At 40.0% G+C, this 24,447-nt stretch carries 20 protein-coding genes; 12 read left to right on the top strand and 8 right to left on the bottom strand.

All coding sequences use genetic code 11. From position 1 onward, the window contains the following. Positions 1–9: 9 nt before the first annotated feature. From ACLCDV_RS14040 to ACLCDV_RS14030, 3 genes are all read right to left on the bottom strand, one after another. Positions 10–1,077: an EamA family transporter gene (locus ACLCDV_RS14040; RefSeq protein ID WP_411971446.1), complete on the bottom strand. Its 1,068-nt coding sequence runs from the start codon at positions 1,075–1,077 to the stop codon at positions 10–12. A gap of 18 nt (positions 1,078–1,095) precedes the next feature. After that, a complete protein-coding gene (locus ACLCDV_RS14035) occupies positions 1,096–1,569 on the bottom strand; it encodes an Lrp/AsnC family transcriptional regulator (RefSeq protein ID WP_046673335.1) in 474 nt (157 codons plus the stop codon). A gap of 184 nt (positions 1,570–1,753) precedes the next feature. Beyond that, a complete protein-coding gene (locus ACLCDV_RS14030; protein WP_075992664.1) occupies positions 1,754–2,257 on the bottom strand; it encodes an FUSC family protein in 504 nt (167 codons plus the stop codon). 214 nt (positions 2,258–2,471) lie between these two features. Between ACLCDV_RS14030 and ACLCDV_RS14025 the strand changes: the two genes are divergently transcribed. The 8 genes from ACLCDV_RS14025 (at position 2,472) to ACLCDV_RS13990 (ending at position 14,687) form a co-directional block, all read left to right on the top strand. Then, entirely contained in the window at positions 2,472–5,393 is a 2,922-nt protein-coding gene (locus tag ACLCDV_RS14025) for an FAD-binding and (Fe-S)-binding domain-containing protein (protein ID WP_411971445.1), read from the top strand. Between the two features lie 93 nt (positions 5,394–5,486). Beyond that, positions 5,487–6,137, top strand: coding sequence for a hypothetical protein (locus ACLCDV_RS14020; protein ID WP_336836267.1), 651 nt, complete (start codon positions 5,487–5,489; stop codon positions 6,135–6,137). A gap of 158 nt (positions 6,138–6,295) precedes the next feature. Continuing rightward, positions 6,296–7,510 carry a DUF763 domain-containing protein gene (locus tag ACLCDV_RS14015; protein WP_411971444.1) on the top strand — a complete coding sequence of 405 codons (1,215 nt, stop codon included), beginning with the start codon at positions 6,296–6,298 and terminating at the stop codon, positions 7,508–7,510. Between the two features lie 84 nt (positions 7,511–7,594). Continuing rightward, complete coding sequence (locus ACLCDV_RS14010) at positions 7,595–7,996, top strand: hypothetical protein (protein WP_336836272.1); 402 nt, start codon at positions 7,595–7,597, stop codon at positions 7,994–7,996. 178 nt (positions 7,997–8,174) lie between these two features. Further along, positions 8,175–9,257 (top strand): efflux RND transporter periplasmic adaptor subunit, encoded by a 1,083-nt coding sequence (locus ACLCDV_RS14005; protein WP_145326753.1) that lies wholly within the window; start codon positions 8,175–8,177, stop codon positions 9,255–9,257. Positions 9,258–9,278: 21 nt separating this feature from the next. Next, positions 9,279–12,443, top strand: a complete 3,165-nt coding sequence (locus tag ACLCDV_RS14000) for an efflux RND transporter permease subunit (RefSeq protein ID WP_411971443.1) — start codon at positions 9,279–9,281, stop codon at positions 12,441–12,443. Next, positions 12,436–13,875, top strand: a complete 1,440-nt coding sequence (locus ACLCDV_RS13995) for a TolC family protein (RefSeq protein ID WP_411971442.1) — start codon at positions 12,436–12,438, stop codon at positions 13,873–13,875. Before ACLCDV_RS14000 ends, ACLCDV_RS13995 begins: the two co-directional genes overlap by 8 nt. A 68-nt stretch (positions 13,876–13,943) precedes the next feature. Beyond that, entirely contained in the window at positions 13,944–14,687 is a 744-nt protein-coding gene (locus tag ACLCDV_RS13990) for a Bax inhibitor-1 family protein (RefSeq protein ID WP_317666439.1), read from the top strand. A gap of 78 nt (positions 14,688–14,765) precedes the next feature. Here ACLCDV_RS13990 and ACLCDV_RS13985 read toward each other — a convergent pair whose 3' ends face one another. The 5 genes from ACLCDV_RS13985 to ACLCDV_RS13965 all read right to left on the bottom strand — a co-directional run bounded on the left by ACLCDV_RS13985 (position 14,766) and on the right by ACLCDV_RS13965 (position 18,902). Then, on the bottom strand, positions 14,766–15,278 hold the full coding sequence (locus tag ACLCDV_RS13985; protein ID WP_088163555.1) for an SRPBCC family protein: 513 nt from the start codon (positions 15,276–15,278) through the stop codon (positions 14,766–14,768). A gap of 138 nt (positions 15,279–15,416) precedes the next feature. Then, on the bottom strand, positions 15,417–15,857 hold the full coding sequence (locus ACLCDV_RS13980) for a carboxymuconolactone decarboxylase family protein (RefSeq protein WP_336836279.1): 441 nt from the start codon (positions 15,855–15,857) through the stop codon (positions 15,417–15,419). A gap of 124 nt (positions 15,858–15,981) precedes the next feature. Beyond that, complete coding sequence (locus ACLCDV_RS13975; RefSeq protein ID WP_333627579.1) at positions 15,982–16,347, bottom strand: VOC family protein; 366 nt, start codon at positions 16,345–16,347, stop codon at positions 15,982–15,984. A gap of 27 nt (positions 16,348–16,374) precedes the next feature. Then, positions 16,375–17,406: a glutaminase A gene (gene glsA / locus ACLCDV_RS13970; protein ID WP_411971441.1), complete on the bottom strand. Its 1,032-nt coding sequence runs from the start codon at positions 17,404–17,406 to the stop codon at positions 16,375–16,377. A gap of 104 nt (positions 17,407–17,510) precedes the next feature. Beyond that, the gene (locus ACLCDV_RS13965; protein ID WP_336836283.1) at positions 17,511–18,902 is read right to left on the bottom strand and encodes a hypothetical protein; all 1,392 of its coding nucleotides are present in this window, start codon (positions 18,900–18,902) and stop codon (positions 17,511–17,513) included. A 323-nt stretch (positions 18,903–19,225) separates the two neighbouring features. Between ACLCDV_RS13965 and ACLCDV_RS13960 the strand changes: the two genes are divergently transcribed. The 4 genes from ACLCDV_RS13960 to ACLCDV_RS13945 are packed head-to-tail and all read left to right on the top strand — an operon-like array spanning position 19,226 to position 24,444. Further along, a complete protein-coding gene (locus ACLCDV_RS13960) occupies positions 19,226–20,392 on the top strand; it encodes a porin (protein WP_411971440.1) in 1,167 nt (388 codons plus the stop codon). Between the two features lie 20 nt (positions 20,393–20,412). Beyond that, a complete protein-coding gene (locus ACLCDV_RS13955) occupies positions 20,413–21,843 on the top strand; it encodes an anion permease (RefSeq protein ID WP_075992653.1) in 1,431 nt (476 codons plus the stop codon). 15 nt (positions 21,844–21,858) lie between these two features. Beyond that, on the top strand, positions 21,859–22,515 hold the full coding sequence (locus ACLCDV_RS13950) for a succinate dehydrogenase cytochrome b subunit (RefSeq protein WP_333627576.1): 657 nt from the start codon (positions 21,859–21,861) through the stop codon (positions 22,513–22,515). Between the two features lie 12 nt (positions 22,516–22,527). Next, positions 22,528–24,444, top strand: coding sequence for a fumarate reductase/succinate dehydrogenase flavoprotein subunit (locus tag ACLCDV_RS13945; RefSeq protein WP_317666455.1), 1,917 nt, complete (start codon positions 22,528–22,530; stop codon positions 24,442–24,444). The last annotated feature ends 3 nt before the right edge of the window (positions 24,445–24,447 follow it).

Raw genomic sequence — 24,447 nt, 5'->3', positions numbered from 1 at the left:
AATAACAACCTAGTGAACTAATTCCGTGTCAGGAATAGTATTGGCATCCATTTGGCAATCTGCTGTTTTTAAGTTCTCCAGCTTATTACCTTGTTGGATGATCTTTTTCCTTTTGCTGCGCAACGACAGTTTGGTGCGATACGCTTTCCAGTTCATCAACAAGACTGAAAATAGAATAACGGCTAAACCGACAATTTGCAGGGAGGTTACCACGTGCGAAGTGAAAAAATGACTTAAAATAAGTGCAATAATTGGGTTCACATACGCATAGGTACTTACTTCCATTGCTGGACGCACCTGCAATAACCAGATATAAGAGCTAAAAGCAAGAATTGAGCCAAATGTAATTAAATACCCCAAATTAAACCAGTCAACAGGTGCCACACTACGCAGTGTAAATGATGCATATTCGCCGGTAAAAAGCGCTGTGATATTAAAGAGGACACCTGCGGTAACCATTTGCCAAGCGGTCTTCACCATAACATGCAGATCCTCTATTTCTTCTTTTTCAGATTTTTTAAAGTATTTGGAAATCAATGAACCTACAGTCCAAGCGATAGAACCCAATACTAAAATCGATAAGGCAATCACCTTAAGGGTGCCATCTGTATTGTCATTGGTCGCCATGATCTGTTCAGCAAATAGCATCACAACACCACAGAAACCTAATGCTACGCCGGCAACTGTGCTAATGCTGCTAAAGTTTTCTTTCCATTTTGGTTTGTCCAATAATATAAACCAGATTGCAGCAGCGGCAGCAATAATAGCGGCAACACCGCCAGATACATATTGCTCGGCCCAGATAACCCCTGCCATATCGACGAAGAGTAATAAAAAACCTACGATTGCGGCCTCCTGAATAGAACGCTTATTAAATAATTTATATCCTTTTATGGCGCAATATGTCATTAGGATTGCACTGGCTGCAACAAATCGAAACGAACCCAAAATAAATGGGGGGAAACTATGCAATGCTTTTTCTATAAAGAAAAAGGTAGAGCCCCATACCACATAAATAATGAAATAAGCAACAACAACCATGAATGGGCTAGCTGCCTTTTTTTGTCCTTGCAACATAATTAAACCTCCTTTCTATTACTCAGGTATCACAACCTGCTGATCTTCCTTGACTGTCTGAAGTACAATTGTTGTCCGTGTCGAAATAATACCTTCAACTTTACTTAAGGTATTTCGCATGAGATCCACTAAACCTGTAGAATCTGCAGTTCTTACTTTAATAAGATAACCATCATCACCTGCAATGTCATGTACTTCTTGAACTTCAGGGATTTCGGCAAGTGCCAACCCTACACCCTGTTCGCCAATAATATCATTGGCTTTGATAAAAATAAACGATAAAAGTTTTTGATCGACCGCGGCAGGATTGATCTTAGCACTATATTTTAAAATCACATCTTTTTGCTCAAGCTTTTTTACGCGCTCGAGGATTGCTGATGGTGCCATACCTAATTCTCTTGCGATATCAGCGTTGTTGATCCGTCCATTATCCTGCATTAAGCGCAAGATTTTATAGTCGACTTGGTCTAAATTATATTCTACTTTTGTCATTTCGACTGCAAAGGTAGCTAAAAAAGTATAATATTCAAAATTATTTATGCTATCCTGAATATTATTCTGATTAAACGGAGTGGTATGTGAATTTTATTCGAATTTACTGTAAAGAAATCTTAACCATTTGGGCTATGGTGCTGAAAGTAAGTATATTGCTTTTTAGGTCGCCCAAAGGTATAATTCAACAATTATACCTTTTTCTTAATTTCAGAATAATATTTCTTGTAGACAGGATGACCCCCAATCCAATCAGACAACCTAAACAGACACAACCAAAGCGATCCAAGGCGGCGAAGTAGGAGCGGCTTTGCTGTTCATGAAGGTAGACGATAATTAGGGCGACCATCGATGTTCGCGCCACAGCCATGATGTTGAGTAGCTTACAAGTAATCAATGACGCGACAATGCCGATAATCATGGCGTACAGTTGTGAAATAGGTACAAAATATAAACTAAGCCCGATTGCCGAGCCTATAAAATTGGATTTAGCGCGATCGATAGCTATTTTTTTTGATTCATTCTCTTGTGGCGAAATGACCAGTATAATCGATATGAGTGTCCAAGAAACAGAGTACTGGGGAAAGGATACAAAGAGTGGGTAACCTATAAGGAAGCCAATCAATACCCGAATGGTGTATATAATAAAATCAGAATGAAGCGTATAGCGAAGGAATAGATTACGCATATAAGGAAGATATCAATCGTTAACTAAATGATGTAGCGCCACAAAAATACACGCATTGTTTGAAGGAACGAAATAAAATTGACTTTTGTGGTAAATTACCCTGTTTTGCGTTTTTATGCGTTTTTTGTTTTTGATTTGTGCATTTCTTGCATTCATCTCTTTTTCCAATGCATAAATTTGACTAAATTTGTTTCATACATTAAATGCAGATTAAGTGAAAGATCAAAATCAATTAGCCTTATTAGCGTCTCAACTCAAAGGGGAGCTCTTTTATACCAATGAAACCAAGGATCAAACGATGTTGCTTGCCTATTCGACCGATGCGTCTGTTTATCAGGAAAAGCCGTTGGCTGTAGCAATACCAGCTGATATTGATGACATTAAAAAATTAATTGATTTTGCACAGCAGCATAGGATAACAATAATACCACGTACTGCCGGTACCTCTTTGGCGGGACAGGTTGTAGGCCATGGTATTATTATGGATATTTCGCGTCATTTTAACGGTATTATTGAACTTAATGTCGAAGAGCAGTGGGTTCGGGTGCAACCAGGCGTGATCCGTGACGACTTAAATAGTTATCTTAAACCATTCGGACTGATGTTTGGGCCTGAAACTTCGACGGCAAGCCGTGCCATGGTTGGTGGAATGATTGGCAATAACTCTTCGGGTTTGCATTCAATTGTCTGGGGAGATACACGGCACAATTTGATTTCGGCCAACGTACTTTTGGACGACTGTTCTGAAGTGACTTTTGAGGCGCTTGATGAAGCAGCATATTTTAAGAAATTATTATTAGCTGGTCGTGAGGGGGATATCTACCGTAATATGAATGAATTATTGATAGATCCACAGCATTTAAGTGCCATAGAAGCGGGCTACCCCAAACGATCCATCACAAGAAGAAATACCGGTTATGCATTGGATATTCTTGCTGATCGTTCGGCCCCTTTCAATATGTGTAATTTATTAGCAGGATCCGAGGGAACTTTGGCGATCGTTACAGAGGCGAAACTCAAATTGATGTCCTTACCACCTCAGGAGCTAGGTTTACTCTGTGTTCATTTTGCAGATATGGTAGAGTGTATGCATGGCAACGTGATTGCCCTGGAGCATAAGCCAGAAGCATCTGAACTGGTAGACAAATACATCATGGATTTCACGGTTGGGCATCCAACCTATAAGTATAATCGTTTTTTTATTGAGGGCGATCCACAGGCTTTATTAATTGTTGAGTTTAGGGGGCAGACAGCAGCTGAAACAGAGGCGAAAGCGATGGCATTGAAAGCAGATCTAATTGCTCGTGGCTTAGGATATGCCTATCCTTATATTACCGGTATTGAACAGACGAATTTAGTTTGGGATGTACGCAAAGCGGGCCTTGGTTTAATCCGTAATTTGCCTGGGGACAGTCAGCCTGTAAATTTGATTGAAGATTGTGCTGTTTCCCCTGAGGACCTACCTGCTTACGTGCGGGATATTCAAAAGCTTTTGATAGAAGAGGGTGTACACGCATCTTATTATGCGCATGCAGGAGCGGGAGAGCTGCATATCGAACCCTTTGTAAATCTGAAAACAGCAGCCGGGAAACGTACTTTTCGTTCAATCCTCGAGAAGACGAGTGATCTTGTGTTAAAATATAACGGTTCGCTGAGTGGTGAGCACGGTGATGGTCGTCTGCGCGGAGAGTTTATTGGCAAAGTGCTTGGCGAAAAAGTTTATAAATTACTTGAGGAAGTCAAATTCATCTTTGACCCACAGGGAGTTTTTAATGCAAATAAGATTGTTAACACACCGCCGATGGATTCTCATTTGCGCTATGATAACGATAACAACCGAACTAAAATAAAGACCTACTTCGATTTCTCCAAAGATGAGTCTATCCTTCGGCTGGCGGAGAAGTGTTCTGGTTCGGGAGATTGCCGAAAGACTGAAATTACCGGTGGAACAATGTGTCCGTCGTTTATGGCTACACGTGATGAAAAAGATACAACACGGGCACGGGCAAATATGCTACGTCAGTTTTTGACGAATTCCACAAAGAAAAACCGTTTCGATCATGAAGAGATCAAAGAGGTCATGGATCTCTGTTTAAGCTGCAAAGGCTGTAAAACGGAGTGCCCTTCCAGCGTTGATGTTGCTAAAATGAAAGCTGAATTTTTACAACACTATTATGATGAGCATGGTGCGGGGTTTAGAACAAAATTAATTGCTAATTTCACCCAGTCTCAGAAACTCGGATCGTGGGTAGCACCTCTTTATAATTTTGTGGTCAAAAATGATTTCTTGTCAGGAATGGTCAAAAAAACAGTAGGATTTGCGCCAAAGCGTTCCTTGCCAACCGTCAATGGAACAACCTTAACCCAATGGGTAAAAAAACAAGCAGTGGTAAGTGATGCCAAGCGTCGTGTTTATCTTTTTTCGGATGAGTTTACGGAATATAATGATGCAGAGATCGGTATTACAGCATACAAATTATTGACGGCATTGGGGTATGAAGTAGTCATTCCAAAACATGTGCAAAGTGGACGGACTTATCTTTCCAAAGGGTTTGTGAAAGAAGCAAAGAAGATTGCGAATCAAAATATCCATTTCTTAAAGGGATTAATTACGGATGATACGCCACTTTTAGGCGTTGAACCTTCAGGAATAATTACATTTAGAGACGAGTATTTGAGTTTAGTAGACGATGATTTACGTGTTGACGCACAAAAAGTAGCCAAAAATGCGTTGATGATTGACGAATTTCTGTTGACTGAAATGAAGGCAGGACGTATTCATCCGGAACAGTTTACTGGAACAGCAAAAAAGATAAAGCTGCATGGTCACTGTTACCAAAAGGCTTTTCACCTCGTGACTGTGACAGAACAGGTTCTATCATTCCCGACGAATTTTAGCGTAGAAACTATTCCTTCGGGCTGTTGTGGTATGGCAGGATCATTTGGTTATGAGGCTGAACATTATGATGTTTCGATGAAAGTGGCCGAACTGGTTTTGTTACCTACCATACGTAAAACATCATCCGATACGCTAATTGCTGCGGCGGGCACTTCCTGTAGGCATCAGATTAAAGATGGTGTTGGAAGAAAATCCTATCATCCTGTGGAAATTTTATACGATGCTTTATTGAAATAAAATAAAAACATTGATAATAGTTGTTTGTTATCAGTAATAATGGTAATATTATAAGAGCAATATTCATTAATAACTGATAACAAACAATTCAATATGTACAAGATTCAATCTATAGCATTTCTTGCTACCGCTACGGTGCTGATGGCTAGTTGCGGAAATTCCAATCAGAAGAAAACTGATGGAAGTGATACAACAACGGTTAACAAAATTGAAGGTGTAAAAATCGAACAATTTACGAATGGTACACCGGGCGCGGAAAAGAAGAACTTTTTTCTACGTATCACAGATGAGATCTTAACCGATTCAAGTCGTATTTATATCACAAAATCTCTTTACAAACAAGATACTGTTGGAGCGAAGTTTGAAATTGTAGATTTTATACCCGCAGGTATAATAGATGGCCAGCCGAGTGATGACGTCGGTTTTACCAAAGGTAAAATTAGAATCTCGTCATCGGGCCAACAGTCTGACAATTTAATTAAAGCGTTAGGGGAATTATTTCAGACGCCTACAACGGATTCTTTTACAAAAGATGTAATTCTTCCGAATGTGTTTTCATCCAATAAGGTGAATGCTGACTTGTCCAAAAAAACAGCCTATAGCTTTAAATTATTTTTGGATAATAAAAAAGCTGCTCCAGCGGAGCTCTTCTTTAATGTAGACACATATAAGCATTCTATTGAATTTTCAGAGAAAGATCCTTCGTTCCGTGCTGGTTTGTTGTCAGCGTTAACCGGTAAATAGGGAAGCTGTGACATGTGCCGCTACTTCGATGAGCCCTAAGTTGTATGCTCAGGTGTAGTGTATAGATTGATTATAAAATAAAAACGGCTAGAAATTATCTAGCCGTTTTTATTTTATATGAAAAAGAGATAGATTTGTACTAATATATTTAGTTTACAATGAAACGTTCCGGCACTGCAGATCTCCCATTACATTATGGAAAAGTACCAGCGTGGCTTTACGAACGAATGGCTTCCCTAGGCCGTTCAATAGTTGAAGTTATCCTCATGGATTATGGTAAAGATGAAGTTTTAAGAAGACTGGCGGATCCATTCTGGTTTCAGAGTTTCGGTGCTGTTCTTGGGATGGATTGGCATTCTTCAGGTATCACAACGGCTGTTATGGGGGCATTAAAACGCGCTATTAATCCAGATGCGAAGTCGCTGGGGCTTTATATCTGTGGGGGGAAAGGCAAGTTGTCAATGCAGACTCCACAGGAACTACTTCAGTTGTCAGATCGAATTGGGTTGGATGGCAACGGATTGATTCGCAGCAGTAAGCTTGTCGCTAAAGTGGATAACACAGCCATTCAAGATGGTTACCAACTGTATTTACATAATTTTATCGTAACAGATCAGGGTAATTGGTCTGTTGTCCAGCAAGGTATGCATGAAAAAGATGGTACTGCTCGTCGCTACCATTGGCATTCTGAAAAGGTCAAATCGTTCGTTGAAGAACCTCATGCTGGTATCAGTGGGCCTTCGCAAGGTATAATCCTCAACTTGACAGCTGCAGAAGCGGCTGCCAATAGAGCCGGTATCATGACTATAGTGAGAGAGGATTCAAGTAAAGTAATGCAAGATTTCGCTAAACTTATTATGCCAGCTCATCACGATGTACGTGCTGCAGATGTTGACTTGAAAAGATTGGGAGCGATGTTGTACGTCGCCCGAGAAAGTCAACCAAGCCATTTTGAAGATCTACTGCTGTTAAAAGGAGTTGGTCCACGCACGTTACAGTCATTGGCCCTGGTTAGTGAGGTGATCCATGGAGCGCCTTCACGGTTCAACGACCCCGCACGATTTTCCTTTGCTCATGGCGGAAAAGATGGACATCCTTTTCCGGTTCCATTAACCATTTACGATGAGAGCATTCAGATTTTACAAAAAGGTGTGGAAAAATCTAAACTGGGTTATGGTGAAAAGTTAAAATCAATAAACAAGTTGCACCAGATCGTCCTGGATAGCGAAAGAGATTTTCAGCCACAGTTTGATATTCAGCAAATTATAGCGGAGGAACGGAGGGATTCTTGGAAGTATGGAGGCAGGACAGTCTTTGGAGATGCAGAACCTTTGCGAACAAATGGACGGGGTTTGCAATTATCACTTTTCTAGCGGAAATCTGCGGATTGTAATTGTTTTGTTAAAATGTGTTAAAGATCGTTAAAATTATTTGTACGCTAGTATATTTGCTCCGCAATGAAAGCGGTTATTACCATATTCCTTTTCCTATGCTTCTTATTTATCAGAAGCAGTAATAGCCATGCTGTGCTCATTGAATCCGATCGACCAGCTGTCAGTTTTATGTATCAGCATAATCATGCTGACATGCAGCAGTATATTGATGCATCGGTTGATCACATCGATCCGCTATTTTATGGTAATATACACAGTGATAATCCCGTTATAGAGGAGTTTGATGCCGAGAATTTTCAATTGACCAAGGATTTGCAGGTAACGTCTCAATTTGTTGCGCTGCTGCTTTTTGCAATTGTCCTTTTTGTTTTTGTTTTTCGATTTGCAAAGAAGATTCCTTTTTGCAATTTCATAGCCTATCTTTTCCCTCAAAGATACGTTCTTCAACAAAACTGGAGAATTTAAAATATTCCCTTCGAAATTTCATATGCTTTGGTGGATATCCTAAGGGATGCTCCATTGCGTTGTAATCGATTTGTACAATCTATTAACAAGTCGAAACGGCCATAAACCAAAGTAGAGGTTATTTCACCAACCAGCACAACAAACAATCAAACTTATTTTTTTAATTAGACGCTTACAAATGAAAAGAGTATTTATGCTCGCTAGTTTGGCTATTAGCTTATGCCAAATCGGGTGTACTTCCAAAAAGGAAGAAAAGGAAGAAAAAGAGAAATTCACAGCGACCTCTCCGGTACAAATGGATACAACTATCCGTAAGGATTTTGTCTCCCAGATTAGATCTTTCCGAAATATCGAGCTTCGGGCTCAAGAGAAGGGCTATCTTGAACAGATTTTCGTGGACGAAGGACAATTTGTCCATAAGGGGCAACTACTTTTTCGGATTATGCCGAAGATGTATGAGGCCGAATACCGCAAATCTTCTGCAGAAGTTAATGTAGCGGAAATTGAAGTTCAAAATACAAAAACATTAGCTGATAAAAATGTTGTATCGCCCAACGAACTTGCTATGGCTAAAGCGAAGCTTGAGCAAGCCAAAGCCGAGGCAGCGATTGCAAAATTACATCTCTCCTTTACAGAAATCAGGGCACCTTTTGACGGAACCATTGATCGGATTCCATTGAAATTGGGAAGTTTGGTGGATGAAGGTGAATTATTGACAAGTCTGTCCGATAATAGTGAGATGTTGGTTTATTTCAATGTTTCCGAACCAGAATATTTAAGTTATCAAACTAATGTTAGTAAACGCGGGGATACCCATGTGGGCCTGCTACTTGCCAATAATGAGCTATTTGCTCAAAATGGTCTTGTAGAGACCATAGAAAGTGAATTTAACAGTGAAACAGGAAATATTGCTTTTAGAGCGAAATTTCCCAACCCAAACCGTCTATTAAAACATGGCGAGAGCGGCAAGGTGGTGATGAACTTTCCGTTGAAACAAGTTTTAATTATTCCACAGAAAGCGACATACGAAATGCAGGACCGTAAATATGTGTATGTAGTCGATAAGGATGGGAAATTAAAAGCTCGTCATATCACAATCGGTAACTCCCTACCAGATCTGTATGTGGTAACGAGCGGACTTCAAAAAGATGATAAATTTTTGTTGGACGGTATTCAGAAAGCAAAAGAGGATGATAAAATCAGCTACAGCTTTGTGCAACCTAAAGACGCCATTTCAAATTTGAAGTTAAAAACAGAATAGACCCCTTACACTTAAATTACTATGTTTAGTCGTTTTATAAATAGACCAGTACTTTCAATCGTTATATCACTGATCATTGTGTTTTTGGGTGTGCTTTCTATGGTACAGCTTCCTGTAACACAATTTCCATCTATATCGCCACCGAAGGTGAATATCACTGCGGAGTACCCTGGAGCAAATGGTGAGTTGATGATTAAATCAGTTATCATACCGCTAGAGCGGGCGATAAATGGGGTTCCGGGCATGAAATACATGGCTTCTGATGCCGGTAACGACGGGGAAGCAAGTATCCAGGTGGTATTCAACCTAGGAACAGATCCGAATCAGGCTTCATTAAATGTGCAGAACCGTGTGGCTTCTGTGGTGAATAAGCTTCCTCCAATTGTGGTACGTGAGGGGGTGAAGATTACACGTGAAGAATCCAATATGCTCATGTACATCAATCTCTATAGCAAAGACAAGGAGCTTGATGGAAACTTTATGTATAACTATGCGGACATGAACATTGTCTCCGAATTACGTCGTGTAGACGGTGTTGGGGTGGCTAATATTCTTGGAACGCGCGAATTAGCGATGCGTATTTGGTTGAAACCAGATCGTATGACAGCCTACAAGATTTCTGCAGAAGAGGTGATGAAAGCCTTATCAGAACAGAGTTTGGAAGCCTCGCCAGGTAAAGCGGGCGAGTCATCTGGTATGACCTCCCAATCTTTTGAATATGTATTGAAATACCCAGGACGTTTTACGACAACTGAAGGCTATGGCAATATCGTGTTACGTGCGGGTGAGAATGGTGAAATGTTACGCTTAAAAGATGTTGCGGACATCAAATTCGGTTCGGCGATGTATGATATCTATTCTACACTGAACGGAAAACCATCCGCAGCCATTGTCTTAAAACAATCCTATGGAAGTAATGCTTCTCAGGTAATCCAAGACGTTAAAAGCAAAATGAAGGAATTGAAGGCATCTTTTCCTAAAGGACTGGATTACGAAATCAGTTATGACGTTTCAAAATTTTTGGATGCATCCATGGAAAAGGTAGTCCATACTTTATTGGAAGCATTTGTGCTTGTTGCTATTGTCGTCTTTCTATTCTTAGGAGATTGGCGCTCGACCTTGATTCCAACCATTGCAGTGCCGGTTTCATTGGTGGGATCATTTTTGTTCATGCAATTTTTTGGAATTACCATCAACTTGATCACCCTATTTGCATTGGTGCTTGCCATTGGTGTGGTTGTGGATGATGCGATTGTGGTTATTGAAGCTGTCCATGCCAAAATGGAAGAGCTTCATATTTCGGCCTATAAGGCGACCAAAAAAGCGATGCATGAAATCAGCGGTGCCATTGTTGCGATCACATTCCTCATGGCGGCGGTTTTTGTCCCCGTTGCCTTTATGTCTGGTCCCGTAGGGATATTCTATCGGCAGTTTTCCATTACCATGGCAACATCTATCATCCTATCGGGTGTTGTGGCATTGACACTGACTCCAGCATTATGTGCGATCATGCTGAAGAATAATCATGGCAAGGCAAGAAAGAAATCTATTATCGATAAGTTTCTTGATTCCTTCAATAGATTGTTTGATAAGATGTCCAACAAATATGTTTACTTGTTGAAAGGGATAGTGGATAAACGGGTGTTTACATTTTTAGTATTAATTGGTTTTTGTATTGGAGCTTACTTTTTGAATAATGCTGTTCCTGCAGGTTTTATCCCCAATGAAGACCAGGGGATGATTTATGCCATTATTCAAACGCCGCCAGGATCAACATTGGAACGAACCAATCTAGCGGCCCAGACATTGCAAAAAGAAGCTGAAAACATTGATGGTGTACAATCGGTATCGTCGTTAGCTGGTTATGAAATCCTGACTGAAGGAACCGGGGCAAATACGGGTACTTGTTTGATCAACTTGAAAAGCTGGGAAGAACGTAAAGAATCCTCGCAAGAGATTATTGAGCAACTAGAGGCCGCTGCCAAAAATATCCCAGGGGCGTCTATCGAGTTTTTCCAACCACCAGCCGTACCGGGCTATGGTGCCGCGGGTGGGTTTGAGCTTCGTCTTCTGGACAAAGCAGGTTCTGGTGACTACAAGAAAATGGAAACGGTAAGTAAGGATTTTGTACGTGAGCTGAACAAGAGACCTGAATTATCTTCTGTATTTACCTTCTACAGCGCGAGTTTTCCGCAGTATATGTTGCATATAGACAATGATCTGGCGCAACAGAAGGGTGTTACCATTGATAATGCGCTGAATACGCTTTCGACTTTGGTTGGTAGTAATTACGAAACGAACTTCATTAAGTATGACCGCCAATATAAAGTTATGGTTCAGGCTTTGCCTCAATACAGGGCTTTGCCGGAAGATATCTTAAAGCTATATGTGAAGAATGAAAAAGACGAAATGGTTCCATTTTCAGCATTTATGCATATGGAAAAGGTTTACGGTCTTTCTGAGATCACTCGGCACAATATGTATATGGCATCTGAGATCTCAGGCTCTGCCGCACCGGGTTACAGTAGTGGTGAAGCAATTCAGGTAATTAATGAAGTCGCTGCCAAAACGTTACCTCGAGGCTATGGCATTGACTGGGCTGGTATCTCCAAAGATCAGGTAGGTCGTGGAAATCAGGCAATTTATATCTTCTTAATTTGTCTTGGTTTCGTTTATTTGATACTTTCCGCTCAATATGAGAGCTTTATTATGCCTTTTGCGGTGTTGCTTTCTTTACCAATCGGAATCTTTGGGGCCTTTCTATTATTGAAGTTATTGGGATTGGAAAACAACATTTATGCACAGGTCGCTTTGGTCATGCTCATAGGTTTACTTGGTAAAAATGCTGTTTTGATTGTTGAGTTTGCTGCCCAGCGGCATTCGCAAGGATTGAGTATTATCGAAGCTGCCTTGGATGGTGCAAAAGTTAGGTTTAGACCCATCTTGATGACGTCTTTTGCCTTTATCGCAGGCTTGATTCCCTTAGTTATGGCGTCTGGCCCAGGTGCAATAGGGAACCGTACGATCGGTACGGCAGCAGCGGGAGGTATGTTGTTTGGAACAGTGTTCGGTATTTTAGTGATACCAGGCTTGTACTATATCTTCGGAACTATTGCCTCTAGACGTAAGCTTATTAAACACGAAGATGAAAATCCATTAACTGAAGAACTTGATAATAATGACTAATCGCAGAAAAATACAATGGGTCATTGCATTTTCGCTTTCAGCAGCAGTGACGGGATGTAAGGTTCCGAAAGCGACACAAATACAGGAGAATAAATTTGTTCCGCAGCAATTTACAGACGTAGATAAATCTGACACAACAAATTCAGCATCGGTTAAGTGGCGTGAATTTTTTACTGATCCAAATCTAGTTGTATTAATAGATACAGCGTTAAAAAACAATCAGGAACTGAATGTTACTTTGCAGGAGTTGGCAATCGCAAAGAATGATATTCTTTTACGAAAAGGGGCGTTGAAACCTACCGTTGGTTTACGTGCTGGAGGAGGTGTTGAAAAAGTTGGACGATATACCAGCCAAGGGGCAGGTGATGCCAGCACAGAAATTGCTCCTGGAAAGGAAATGCCGGATCCACTAGGAGATTTGACAATTGGTGCGTATGCAAGCTGGGAAATCGACGTTTGGAAAAAACTTAAGGACTCCGAGCAAGCCGCACTCAACCGCTACCTTGCTACGGTAGAGGGGAAAAATTTTGTCTTGAGTAGCCTTATTGCCGAGGTCGCCCGTTCGTATTATGAATTATTGGCATTGGACAATCAGTTGGCCATTATCAAACAGAATATCGAGCTACAGGACAATGCACTTGCGGTAATCCGATTGCAGAAGCAGGCTGCTCGTGTAACAGAACTGGCGGTTCAAAAGTTTGAAGCTGAAGTATTGAAAACCAAAGGTATGGAATTTGAGACGAGGCAGCAGATCAAAGAAACTGAAAACCGCATTAATTTTCTGTTGGGACGTTTTCCACAAGAGATCAAACGCGACAAAAGCAATTTTGTCGATTTGATCCCGGCGAAGGTTCAAACAGGCATACCGAGCCAATTACTAAGCAATAGACCTGATATTCGTGAGGCAGAGTATGAGCTTGCTGCCGCGAAATTGGACGTACAGATCGCAAGGAAAGAGTTTTACCCTTCTTTGGAGATTTCGGCCGCTTTGGGTTTACAGGCATTCAAGCCTTCCTATCTATTTAAGATGCCTGAATCAGTTTTGTATAATCTAATAGGGGAGCTTGCAGCACCATTGATCAACAAAAATGGGCTTAAAGCGGAATTTAATACGGCCAATGCGAAACAAATACAGGCTGTATATAATTACGAGAAGACAATTCTGAATGCTTACTTAGAAGTCTCTACACAACTTTCTAATATTGAAAACCTAGGGCGCAGCTACGATTTCAAAACAAAAGAAGTTGAGGTTCTGAATAATTCCGTGTCTGTGTCAAATGATCTCTTTAAATCAGCGAGGGCAGACTACATGGAGGTTTTGATGACACAACGCGATGTGCTGGATTCGAAACTTGAATTGATAGAAACGAAGAAGCAGCAGCTCAATGCTGTTGTCAATATCTATAAAGATTTGGGAGGAGGCTGGAAATAAGTTGTTTGTTTGAATGGACCCCGCTAGGCGGGGTTCTTTTTTTATAAGCCCGTGCAAACTTCTTTCTTGTGGAAATAGAATTAATGCTTATTTTTAATCCTTATTTAATCAATCGTATTTGTTTTATGGAATCACAAGAGTACATTCTTATCAATGATGACGCTGAAAGGGGAGTGTTTTATAAAAAAACTTATCTTCATGTTGCGCTTTCGATTTTGGCATTTATCGTTTTGGAAACTTTGCTGATCAAATTGATCCCTTATGATTTTATCGTTTGGATGGTTAGCGGAAAATTTATTTGGTTGTTTTTATTGGGATGTTTTTGGTTAGGTTCCACACTTTCATCAAGATGGACGCTCTCGCAAAGCCGTCAAACCCAATATCTAGGACTAGCTTTCTATATTGTACTGGAAGCAATCATCTTTCTGCCAATGATTTTTATGGCGGTGTTTATGACGGAAGGTATTAGTGTCATTTATCAAGCAAGTATAATGACTTTGGCATTGTTTACCGGGCTTACCGTCGTAGCATTTGTATCCAATAAAGATTTTTCATTCCTCAGGAATATCCTGGTAATTGGAGGCTTCTTATCCCTGGGGGCAATTGTCGCTGGTGCTATTTTTGGTTTTGAGCTTGGATTATGGTTCTCGGTTGCAATGATTGGCCTTGCTTCCGGAAGCATACTCTATCAAACTCAAAATCTGAAGTATAGTTACGGCAACGAACAATATGTTGGGGCGGCCCTACAGCTATTTTCATCGATAATGTTGCTGTTCTGGTACATTCTACGAATTTTAATGCGCAGAAGATAAATTTTGTTCATTTTGAAAATAAGAATCGGTGGTTAAAGTAAAGTTTATTTTAATCACCGTTTTTACTTTGTATAGTCTCTATTTTAGTCTGTTTTTCAGATTTTTCAGTCCCTGATCGAAATCTTTGTTCATATTCATAAATAAGTTCATAAAGTTCCATGGATAGGGCGATTTTCCTGAAATCCCCCAAGTCACTGAGGTTTGATTAGGCGAGATCTCTTTTAGGATAAAATAACCTTTGGCTGGTTCACCCATGCCGAAATCGAGGGACGTTTCGATCGTTTCGCCATCGACGATTTTTGTAATAGTCTGTGAACCTTTACCAACTTTCTTACCATCCCAGCTGGATTTATAGCCAACTTGACCATCTACACCCTGTTCAGTTTTTTTCATTTCTGGGTCTGAAAGCTGCCATACACCAAAGTTATCTTGGTTCTTAAGCATTTTTACATAGTTGAACACTTCCTGCTTTGGCTTATCGATCGTGATCTCACTTTGGGCCGAGAAGTCTTTACTAACGAAGATCGCCGTAATTAAGGGGATAGCGATGATGATCGCTAAAACGATGAGGATTTTTTTTATGATTTTCATAATCATGTATTTATATAGGTTTTCCTAATAAAGATAAATGATAATTGGGATTTTAACAGGAAAATAAAAGGAAATTATTTGTAAATGAAAAAGCCTTTTCCAATATTGGAAAAGGCTTTTTTGCGAAAGCGCCTAAAACTACTTTAATAGTTCCAAATGCGTGCTGATGCCAATTCTATTCCATGCATTTATGGTAATAATCGCCATAATAATCTGAGCAATCTCTTTTTCTCCAAATATCTCTTTTGCTTTTTGAAAAGTGCTCTCTGTTAATCCCTTATGATGGATTAAAGTGATCTCTTCTGTCATCTCCAACAATATCTGCTCTTCCTTGGTGAATAGATCGGTTTCTCGCCAGGCATTTAATAAAAATATCCGTTGTGGAGTTTCACCATACTTCAGTGCATCCTTTGTGTGCATATCTAAACAAAAGGCGCAGCCATTGATCTGTGAAGCACGTATTTTTATGAGTTCCTTCTGAATAGGATTTAAAAAAATATCGTTGAGATATGTTTCCAATCCCATCATCGCCTTATAGGCGGTTGCATCTACTTTTGCAATATTAAATCGTGTAGTCATTGTTTTAAATTTTGATAAGACAAAGTTGCATCAAACATTCAATACAAAAGTTAAACTGGTTTAAGAACGGAGATTTTACTGATGAATACAATCCTGCACGCGATTGACAAACAAATAGATCTGACTAGGCTGATACAATCAGGTAATAGTTATCGGGGTCACGTAGGATAAATTGATCCTTCAAAGAATTCTCGTTGTAATGTATATCCTTCTCTATGACTGCATTTAGCAAAGTGGCATTTTCGAAAATTTGCTGTAAATTGTCTACTCTAAAGAATAATATGAATCCATTCCCTGCATGTATTTGATTCCGCATAGTAGGGTGATCATGTTCACCCCATTTGTGTAAACAGAGAATAACAGTTCCGTTATCTGTGAGAATTTCAAATGTTTCTCCTCCATGTTGACCGGTACAGCCTAAAAGCTTTTGATAGAATTGTGAGCTTTTGGGAACGTTATCCACTGCGATGATTGGTTCTGTCCGTATCATGTTATCGTTGACTTGAATTTATTAAGGTTAATAAAAGAGGCTTAGTGATTTCTCTCTCACCAAATCTAATATCATGCGATAAGCGGCCACTGAGTTACCGTGTTGATCCAAGGCTGGACTATAGGCCCCTATACCCATTTTATTCGGTACACTTACAGCGATTCCGCCACCAACACCCGATTTACTTGGAAGTCCCACAGTTCTGGCATATTCGCCGCTAAATTCGTACATCCCTGCAATGAGCATTTGCGATTGAACTAGCTGAGATAGACTTGGATTATTGTATTGCTTATTTCCATCATAGCGCACACAGTGATTGGCAAAAAAGAAACCTATTTTAGCCAGATCCTCTGCGGTTATCTCAATTGAGCACTGTTTAAAATAATTATTTAGTTTATCTTCACCTTCACCATCAATGAGTCCATTGTTGCGCATCAGGTAGAACATACCTCTGTTTCGATTTCCAGTCTCCCGTTCCGAATTATATACGGATTTACTATAATCAATCTTTTCATTATTTGTTATAAAACGAATCATATTGCGTATTTTAAGAAAAGGTTCCTCACCTGTTCCTTTAATAAGCGATGTCGTTAAAATGGCGCCAGCGTTCATCATTGGATTGAGTGGTTTACCCGATGTTTCCAAATTCGCAAAATGATTGAATGGTTTGTCCGTGCCATAGTATCCCATATTATTAAAAACAACTTGCTCGCCATTTTCCAGTACGGCAATTATTAGGGAAACAATTTTTGAAATACTCTGAATTGTAAATCTTTGCTGTACGTCGCCGATACTAACAATTGTTCCATCACTATTTACGACCGAAAGAGCAATAGACGATGCGTTGGCTTTACCCAATTCCGGAATATAGTCGGCTACTTTACCTTCTTTGAATGACTGTCTATTTTTATCCAATATTCTATCCAACAATGCTTTATCAACAATCGCAGATTTAGCACCCTGCTGGTTTTGAATGCTATTTTGAGCAAAGGCTACAGGAATTGATCCGCAAGATATCAAGCCAATAATACAGGCTACCAACCTAACATTTTTTCTCATTTTTTAATTATTTATTCGTTCCAAAGATAGGGAACAGTGTATTAATAAGAAAAGAGGTGCCAAATAGATAACGTTTTTAGCACCTCTTCCTAGTAGGTCATCCTTTAGGCTGCATTTGGAGCTGGGTCTACATTCCAACCGGAAAGTATACCGCCATAGAAAAAGAAGGTGACGTAAAAATTCTTTTTGCTCACCTTATCAGTAACGAGGTATTTTTGAGTGACATCATATGCATCTATTTTTTTATATCTAGATAATGCTATCGGGCTGGCAGCAGGGTTTTCTGAACGGACCAAATCTTGTATCTTTTGGTTGATTAATTTCATAATTCCTTCTTTTTTGAAGGGATTATTTTCGATTTTCACGTGCGCCAACCGTGTTAAAGTTCCATTATTTTGAGCTTTTCTCGCTTTCGCCGCAGCTGTATAGGCTCTGAATTTTTCCTTGATCTGAGGGTCTTTTAAGCTATGGATGGTAAAAATAGAAATTCCCTGCGCACCATTATTTAGCGCCTCATCCATATCGGCAAAAATTTCCTCATTATTTTTTGCCATCAATCCACAATATAGGGTCGTATTTGGACCTTTGTCGCGCACATTTTCTAAGGTACAATCGCTAATAAAGCTTGGATCTTCTGTATAGAAATTACTGTACACCATCGGAAAAACAACATCTAAATTCCACTTACCCCAATCTTGACGTACCATACGCGAAGCCATTTTGGGGGTCGGAAATGGGGATGCTGCCATTGTTTTGCCATGAGAATGAACAATTTCTGCAATCATATTGGCGATATCTGTTATCTGATCGCAACGAAATTGGCGCCATTTGAGATCTTTCGATGGATCTTTTTGTGTACGAGGGTCATAGCCATATTGTTTTTTAAATTTTTCTATTGCAATGGGGTGATATCCGTAATCCCAAGCCGGATACTCGCGATCTTGGACAATATTGTATTTAGGCCAAAGGGTTGTGGGGAGGACAACATCCACATAACGATTGTAGTCAATAGAGATACCCTCCAATCCCTCAACTTCACAATAGGATTCAATTTTCTTTTTGATATATTCTTTTACTCCTGGTACTACAGGCGATAAAAATTTATAATAACCAACGTATGCAGTGGTATCTGCGAGACTTTTTCCGTTGCGATTGACACTGAACCAATCTGGATGCTCTTTAAGTATTTTATCTCTGTCGTGTTCCAGATTCATCGTCCAAAGCCAGGCTATAACCTGGATTCCGTATTTTTTTGCAATAGGAATCGCTACACGATACTCATCTGGACTAGCAGCATTTAACATCACGCCATCGATCCCTAGATAGTTCATCTCACGGCAAATAGAATCAAAGTTTGTTTTAGCGTTGTAATCTAGCCAGGTCCAAAACATAGCGGTTTTTTCTTTGTCTGTGGCGTGAACGCTTGATACTGAAAAGCTTTGGATCAAAAGGAGCGCAAGGCCAATAAAGCATGTTCTGAGTAGTTTTTCTTTCATAATATATTTATCGATTCTAAAATGTATTCCATATTTAAATGATGAAGTTTTCTCATGAACTGCAAAATTCATGAAAAGATCAATCTATAGGTCTTAAATTTAGATTGTATTGAAATTCGCCTGTGAAATTACATAAAAACGTGGAATTTATACCTGATCTTTTTTTAATCCGTTTGATTTTCTTACAGTTATTAAATTTTATTAGAATAACAAAACATTTTTTAAAGCTATGTGTTGTACCTACAACATTAGATTTAGAACGACAAGATTATTAACAATGAGAAGTGAGCTGGGCTACTGGCTAAGAAAAAAATTGTTTAAGTATGAAGAAACGCTACATTCCAATTTCTATTGCATGTTTATTGAGCCATACCTTGGTCAAAGGGCAAGAACCAGGTACTGTACAAGAAAATAAAGTTGATTCTGTGCAACAAAAAAAAGATGACACGACTTATCCCAAGCTTCAGGTGAAAGGTTTGTTTCAGGCCCGTTACCTTGTTAGTGCTACAAAAGATGTCGATGTCAATGGGCTACATCACAGTGATGGTTCAGGTACGGATAACAATTTTATGGTAAAATATATGCGGGTACAGATGCGCGCTCAGATTAGCAAGCGTACTGAAGTTGCTGTATTAGCTAACCTCGCAGATTTCAAAAGCGATCCCAAAACAAAAGTGCTCGAAAATGCCTACTTGAAATATACATTTAGTCCCAAATTGGCAATCACAGTGGGCCAATTTCGTCCTTGGTTTGGCATCGAGGAAACTTACCCTATTGACATCATCAAATCTTTGGACTGGTCGAACCAGTATCTTGAATTCGGTAAATTAGGTTGGGCAAGTTTTCAAATCGGGGTTGCTGCGACAGGCGAGACTACGCTAGGCGATATGCCCTTTAGTTATTCCTTATCTGTGGTGAACGGGAACGGGAAGAATCAAGTTGTTGATAACGATAATGGTAAGCAATATGCCACCCGTCTGGTCTTTGGGCTTTCAAAGAAGTATGGTATTAATTTAGGGCTTAATGGAGGCGTTGGCGATGTGATGAAAAAACAGGTACATGCATTAGGTGTAGATCTAACTGGGAATGTCAATTTTGGTAAACGATGGAATCTTGATATGCAACTGGAAGCAAAACAGGCGATCAATCATAACCTGTATTATTCTTTGGAAGAAAGTGCGCGAACATCCAAGTTGAGCGACTATTTGGTCCGCGGTATCTATTTTCTACCCAACTTAAGATATGAAGTGAATTATTTCAATCTAAGTGCTTTTGAGCTATCATGTCGGTATGAGTATATTGACCCAAATTACAAACTCAATGCAAATGCGCGTCAAACATATACGCCGATGTTTGGCTTGGAATTTTTAAAAAATTATGGTGCAAGGATACAGTTGGGACTTCAGTTGGACCGATATAAAAAGCAGACCGAGAATACCAGCGAATTCAATAAAAATTTATTTATTGTTCAAGTACAAAGTCGATTCTAATCTATTAAACTACGTTTATCATGAAAGAAATCAGTATTAAAAATGTTGCCATTACTTTTCTAGTAGCACTCATTTTATGGTTTATCCCAATACCGAAAGGCGTCAGTCCGGAAGCCTGGCATTTATTTGCAATTTTCGCCGCAACCATTCTTGGGATTATTTTAAAAGCGGCTCCTATGGGTACGATGTGTATGATGGCCATTGCGTTTACGGCCCTGACACAAGTATTGGCCCCGGGAGATGCGGGTAAGTCGATTACTAAAGCTTTGACAGGTTTCGGAGATAAGGTAATTTGGTTGATTGGTATCTCCTTTTTTATTGCCCGGGGTTTTATTAAAACTGGACTGGGAAATCGAATTGCCTTTCTTTTTATTCGAGTTTTTGGAAAGAGTTCATTAGGACTTGCTTATGGATTGGGCTTGGCGGATGTTTGTTTGGCTCCGGCGATTCCAAGTAATACAGCCCGAGGGGGAGGGATTATTTATCCCATCATGAAATCGATGGCAATTAGTTTTGATTCTGTTCCAGATAAGCCAGAGACACATCGAAAATTGGGATCCTATCTAACTTTAAATAGTTATTATATGAATCTAATTGCTTCTTCGATGTTTTTGACGGGAACGGCCAGTAATCCAATGTGTCAAAAATTTGCTGCGAACCTAGGAATTGATATTACCTGGATGTCCTGGGCGATTGCTGGATTTATACCCGGTATTGTCGCATTTTTTGTCGTACCGCTTGTTCTTTATAAGTTATATCCACCTGAATTGAAAAAAACAGGTGATGCACCTAAGATGGCGGCGCAGAAATTAAAAGAGATGGGACCAATTTCCAGAAATGAATGGTTGATGCTTTTGGCGTTCTTTATCTTATTGGCATTATGGATTTTTGGTGGTTCTTTTTCAATTGATGCGACAACCACAGCCTTCATCGGTTTGACACTGCTTTTACTGACCTCTGTATTGACCTGGGAGGATGTTAAAGCCGAAAAAGGAGCATGGGATACGATTGTTTGGTTTGCTGTTTTGGTTATGATGGCCAGTTCTTTAAATGAGCTTGGCTTTATCGGTTGGTTTAGCGACCTGATCAAAGTACAGATTGGTGATTTGAGCTGGCAAATAGCCTTTCCGGTCATCATTCTTGTTTATTTCTTTAGTCACTACATTTTTGCGAGTGCTACCGCCCATGTTGCGGCTATGTATGCGGCCTTGTTGGGGGTTGGTGTTTCTTTGGGTATTCCGCCAATGCTGCTTGCAATGATGCTTGGATTCTTGGGCTCTATCTATGGTGTTTTGACACATTATGGCCATGGCCCTGCACCGGTATTTTTTGGAAGCGGATACGTCGATTTAAAATCATGGTGGCTACGTGGACTGGAAATTGGTATCGTATTATTGGTTATTTATATGGGCGTTGGTGGATTGTGGATGAAGGTTATAGGCTATTATTAAAATTAAGATCTTATTATGTTATCTACATTGTCAAAAAAGATGCTTATGTGTCTGACGGGTTTATTTTTAGCGTTCTTTTTACTGATTCACTTTCTAGGGAACTTACAGCTATTCTTACCGCAGGAACAAGCACATCTACAATTTAATGCCTACTCACATTTTTTGGCAGGCAATATCTTGATCAAAATTATTTCTTACGTACTTTATGCAAGCATTATTGTGCATGCTTTGGACGGATTGATCATCACCGTAAAGAATAAAAAGACCGGTGCCCACTATGTTTCAGATCATCGGGGAAGAGCAAGCAAGTGGTATTCGCGCAATATGGGGATTTTAGGGACCCTGATCCTCATTTTTTTAGTTATCCATTTCCAGAATTTTTGGTACGTGTATAAATTTGGCGCTCCTCCACTTGATGAACGCGGTAACAAGGATTTATATGTGCTTGTAATCGAGGTTTTTCAGCAATGGTGGTATGTACTTATTTACGTTTTATCGATGGTTGCCCTGTGTTATCATCTTATTCATGGGATTCATAGTGCGATTCGAACTTTGGGGTTATTCCATCCCAAATTTGTTAAATGGTTTAAGATTATTGGTATCAGCTATTCGGTCATCATAAGCATTGGTTTTGCTTTGATGCCTATTTATATATTTTTTACAGTTAAATAAGGGGGAGAAGTCATGACATTAAATTCAAAAATACCGGATGGACCGTTGGATCAAAAATGGACCCGTTATAAAAAGACTGCCAAGCTTGTTAATCCTGCAAATCGTAAAAAACTGGATGTTATCGTTATCGGAACCGGACTGGCGGGTAGCTCCATTGCAGCTTCTCTTGGGGAGATGGGGTATCAGGTAAAATCCTTCTGCTTTCAAGACAGTCCGAGAAGGGCACATTCTGTGGCTGCTCAAGGTGGTGTAAATGCCGCAAAAAATTATAAAAATGACGGGGACAGTGTTTATCGTATGTTTGTTGATACGCTAAAGGGCGGTGATTTTCGTGCCCGTGAGGCCAATGTCTATCGTATGGCCGAATGTTCGCTCAATTTAATCGACCAGGCAGTTGCACAGGGTGTTCCTTTCGGTCGTGAATATGGAGGCTATTTGAACAATCGATCTTTCGGAGGTGTACAGGTAAGTCGTACATTCTATGCGAGAGGTCAAACTGGACAGCAGCTTCTTTTGGGAGCTTATCAGGCACTTATGCGCCAGGTCGGCAAAGGTGCCGTACAGCTTTTTTCCAGACATGAAATGCTCGACATCGTTGTAATAGATGGAAAGGCCCGTGGCGTTATTGTTCGAAATCTCGATACAGGGGAGCTTGAACGACACGCTGCACATACAGTTATATTAGCAACCGGAGGGTATGGTAAAATTTATTATCTATCGACACTAGCAATGGGCTGTAATGGCTCTGCCATTTGGCGGGCACACAAGAAGGGGGCATTAATGGCCTCCCCGAGCTGGATTCAGATTCATCCGACTTCGTTGCCGCAGTCTGGCGATTATCAGTCTAAATTAACACTAATGTCAGAGTCCTTACGTAATGACGGAAGGATTTGGGTTCCCTTGAAAGAAGATGAGAAGCGGGAACCAAACGCTATTCCTGAGGAAGAGAGAGATTACTATTTAGAACGTCGTTATCCGGCATTTGGTAATCTTGCTCCAAGGGACATTTCATCTCGAGCGGCCAAAGAAAGGATTGATGCTGGCTTTGGGATTGGTCCACTTAAAAATGCTGTTTACCTTGATTTTGCAAAAGCTATTAGAGAACAGGGGAAACAGAAAATACAAGAGAAATATGGTAATCTGTTCGATATGTATGAAAAGATTACGGGATATGATGCTTATAAAGAACCGATGATGATTTCACCTTCCGCGCATTTTTCAATGGGGGGATTATGGATAGATTATGAGCTGATGACAAGCCTGCCGGGCTTATTTGCGTTAGGTGAAGCTAATTTTGCAGACCACGGTGCAAATAGATTGGGTGCCAATTCCTTGCTCCAAGCCTCTGTGGATGGTTATTTTATTGCGCCCTATACGATTGCAAATTATTTGGCAAACGATATTCACACGGGCAAAATTTCTACGGACCATATTGAGTTTGAACGTGCAGAGGCAGGTGTTCGTGCGCAAATTGATCGATTTTTAAAGATTAAAGGCAGTAAAACCGTAGATTATTTTCATAAAACACTGGGTAAAATACTCTATGACTATTGTGGGCTCGCGCGTAATGAGAAAGGCCTCCGTTATGCTATTGTGGAGATTAATAGGCTGAAGCAAGAGTTTTATAAAGATGTAATTGTTAGTGGTGAAGCCAATACCTTAAATACGGAATTGGAAAAAGCTGGACGTGTAGCCGATTACTTTGAAATTGGAGAATTGATGTGTTATGATGCGTTGACGCGGAACGAATCCTGTGGGGCACATTTCCGGGAGGAATATCAGACTGCAGATGGGGAGGCATTACGGAATGACGCTGAATACCAGTTTATTTCCGCTTGGGCCTGGAAGGGAGAAGGGCAAGAACCTGAGCTAATTCGGGAACCATTAATTTTTGAAGAAATACAACCAACTGTAAGAAGCTATAAATAAATA

The organism is Sphingobacterium sp. Lzh-3, assembly GCF_046764375.1.
Classification (GTDB): domain Bacteria; phylum Bacteroidota; class Bacteroidia; order Sphingobacteriales; family Sphingobacteriaceae; genus Sphingobacterium.
Note: the sequence above shows the minus strand (reverse complement) of the source record. Positions and strands in the feature narration are given on the sequence as shown.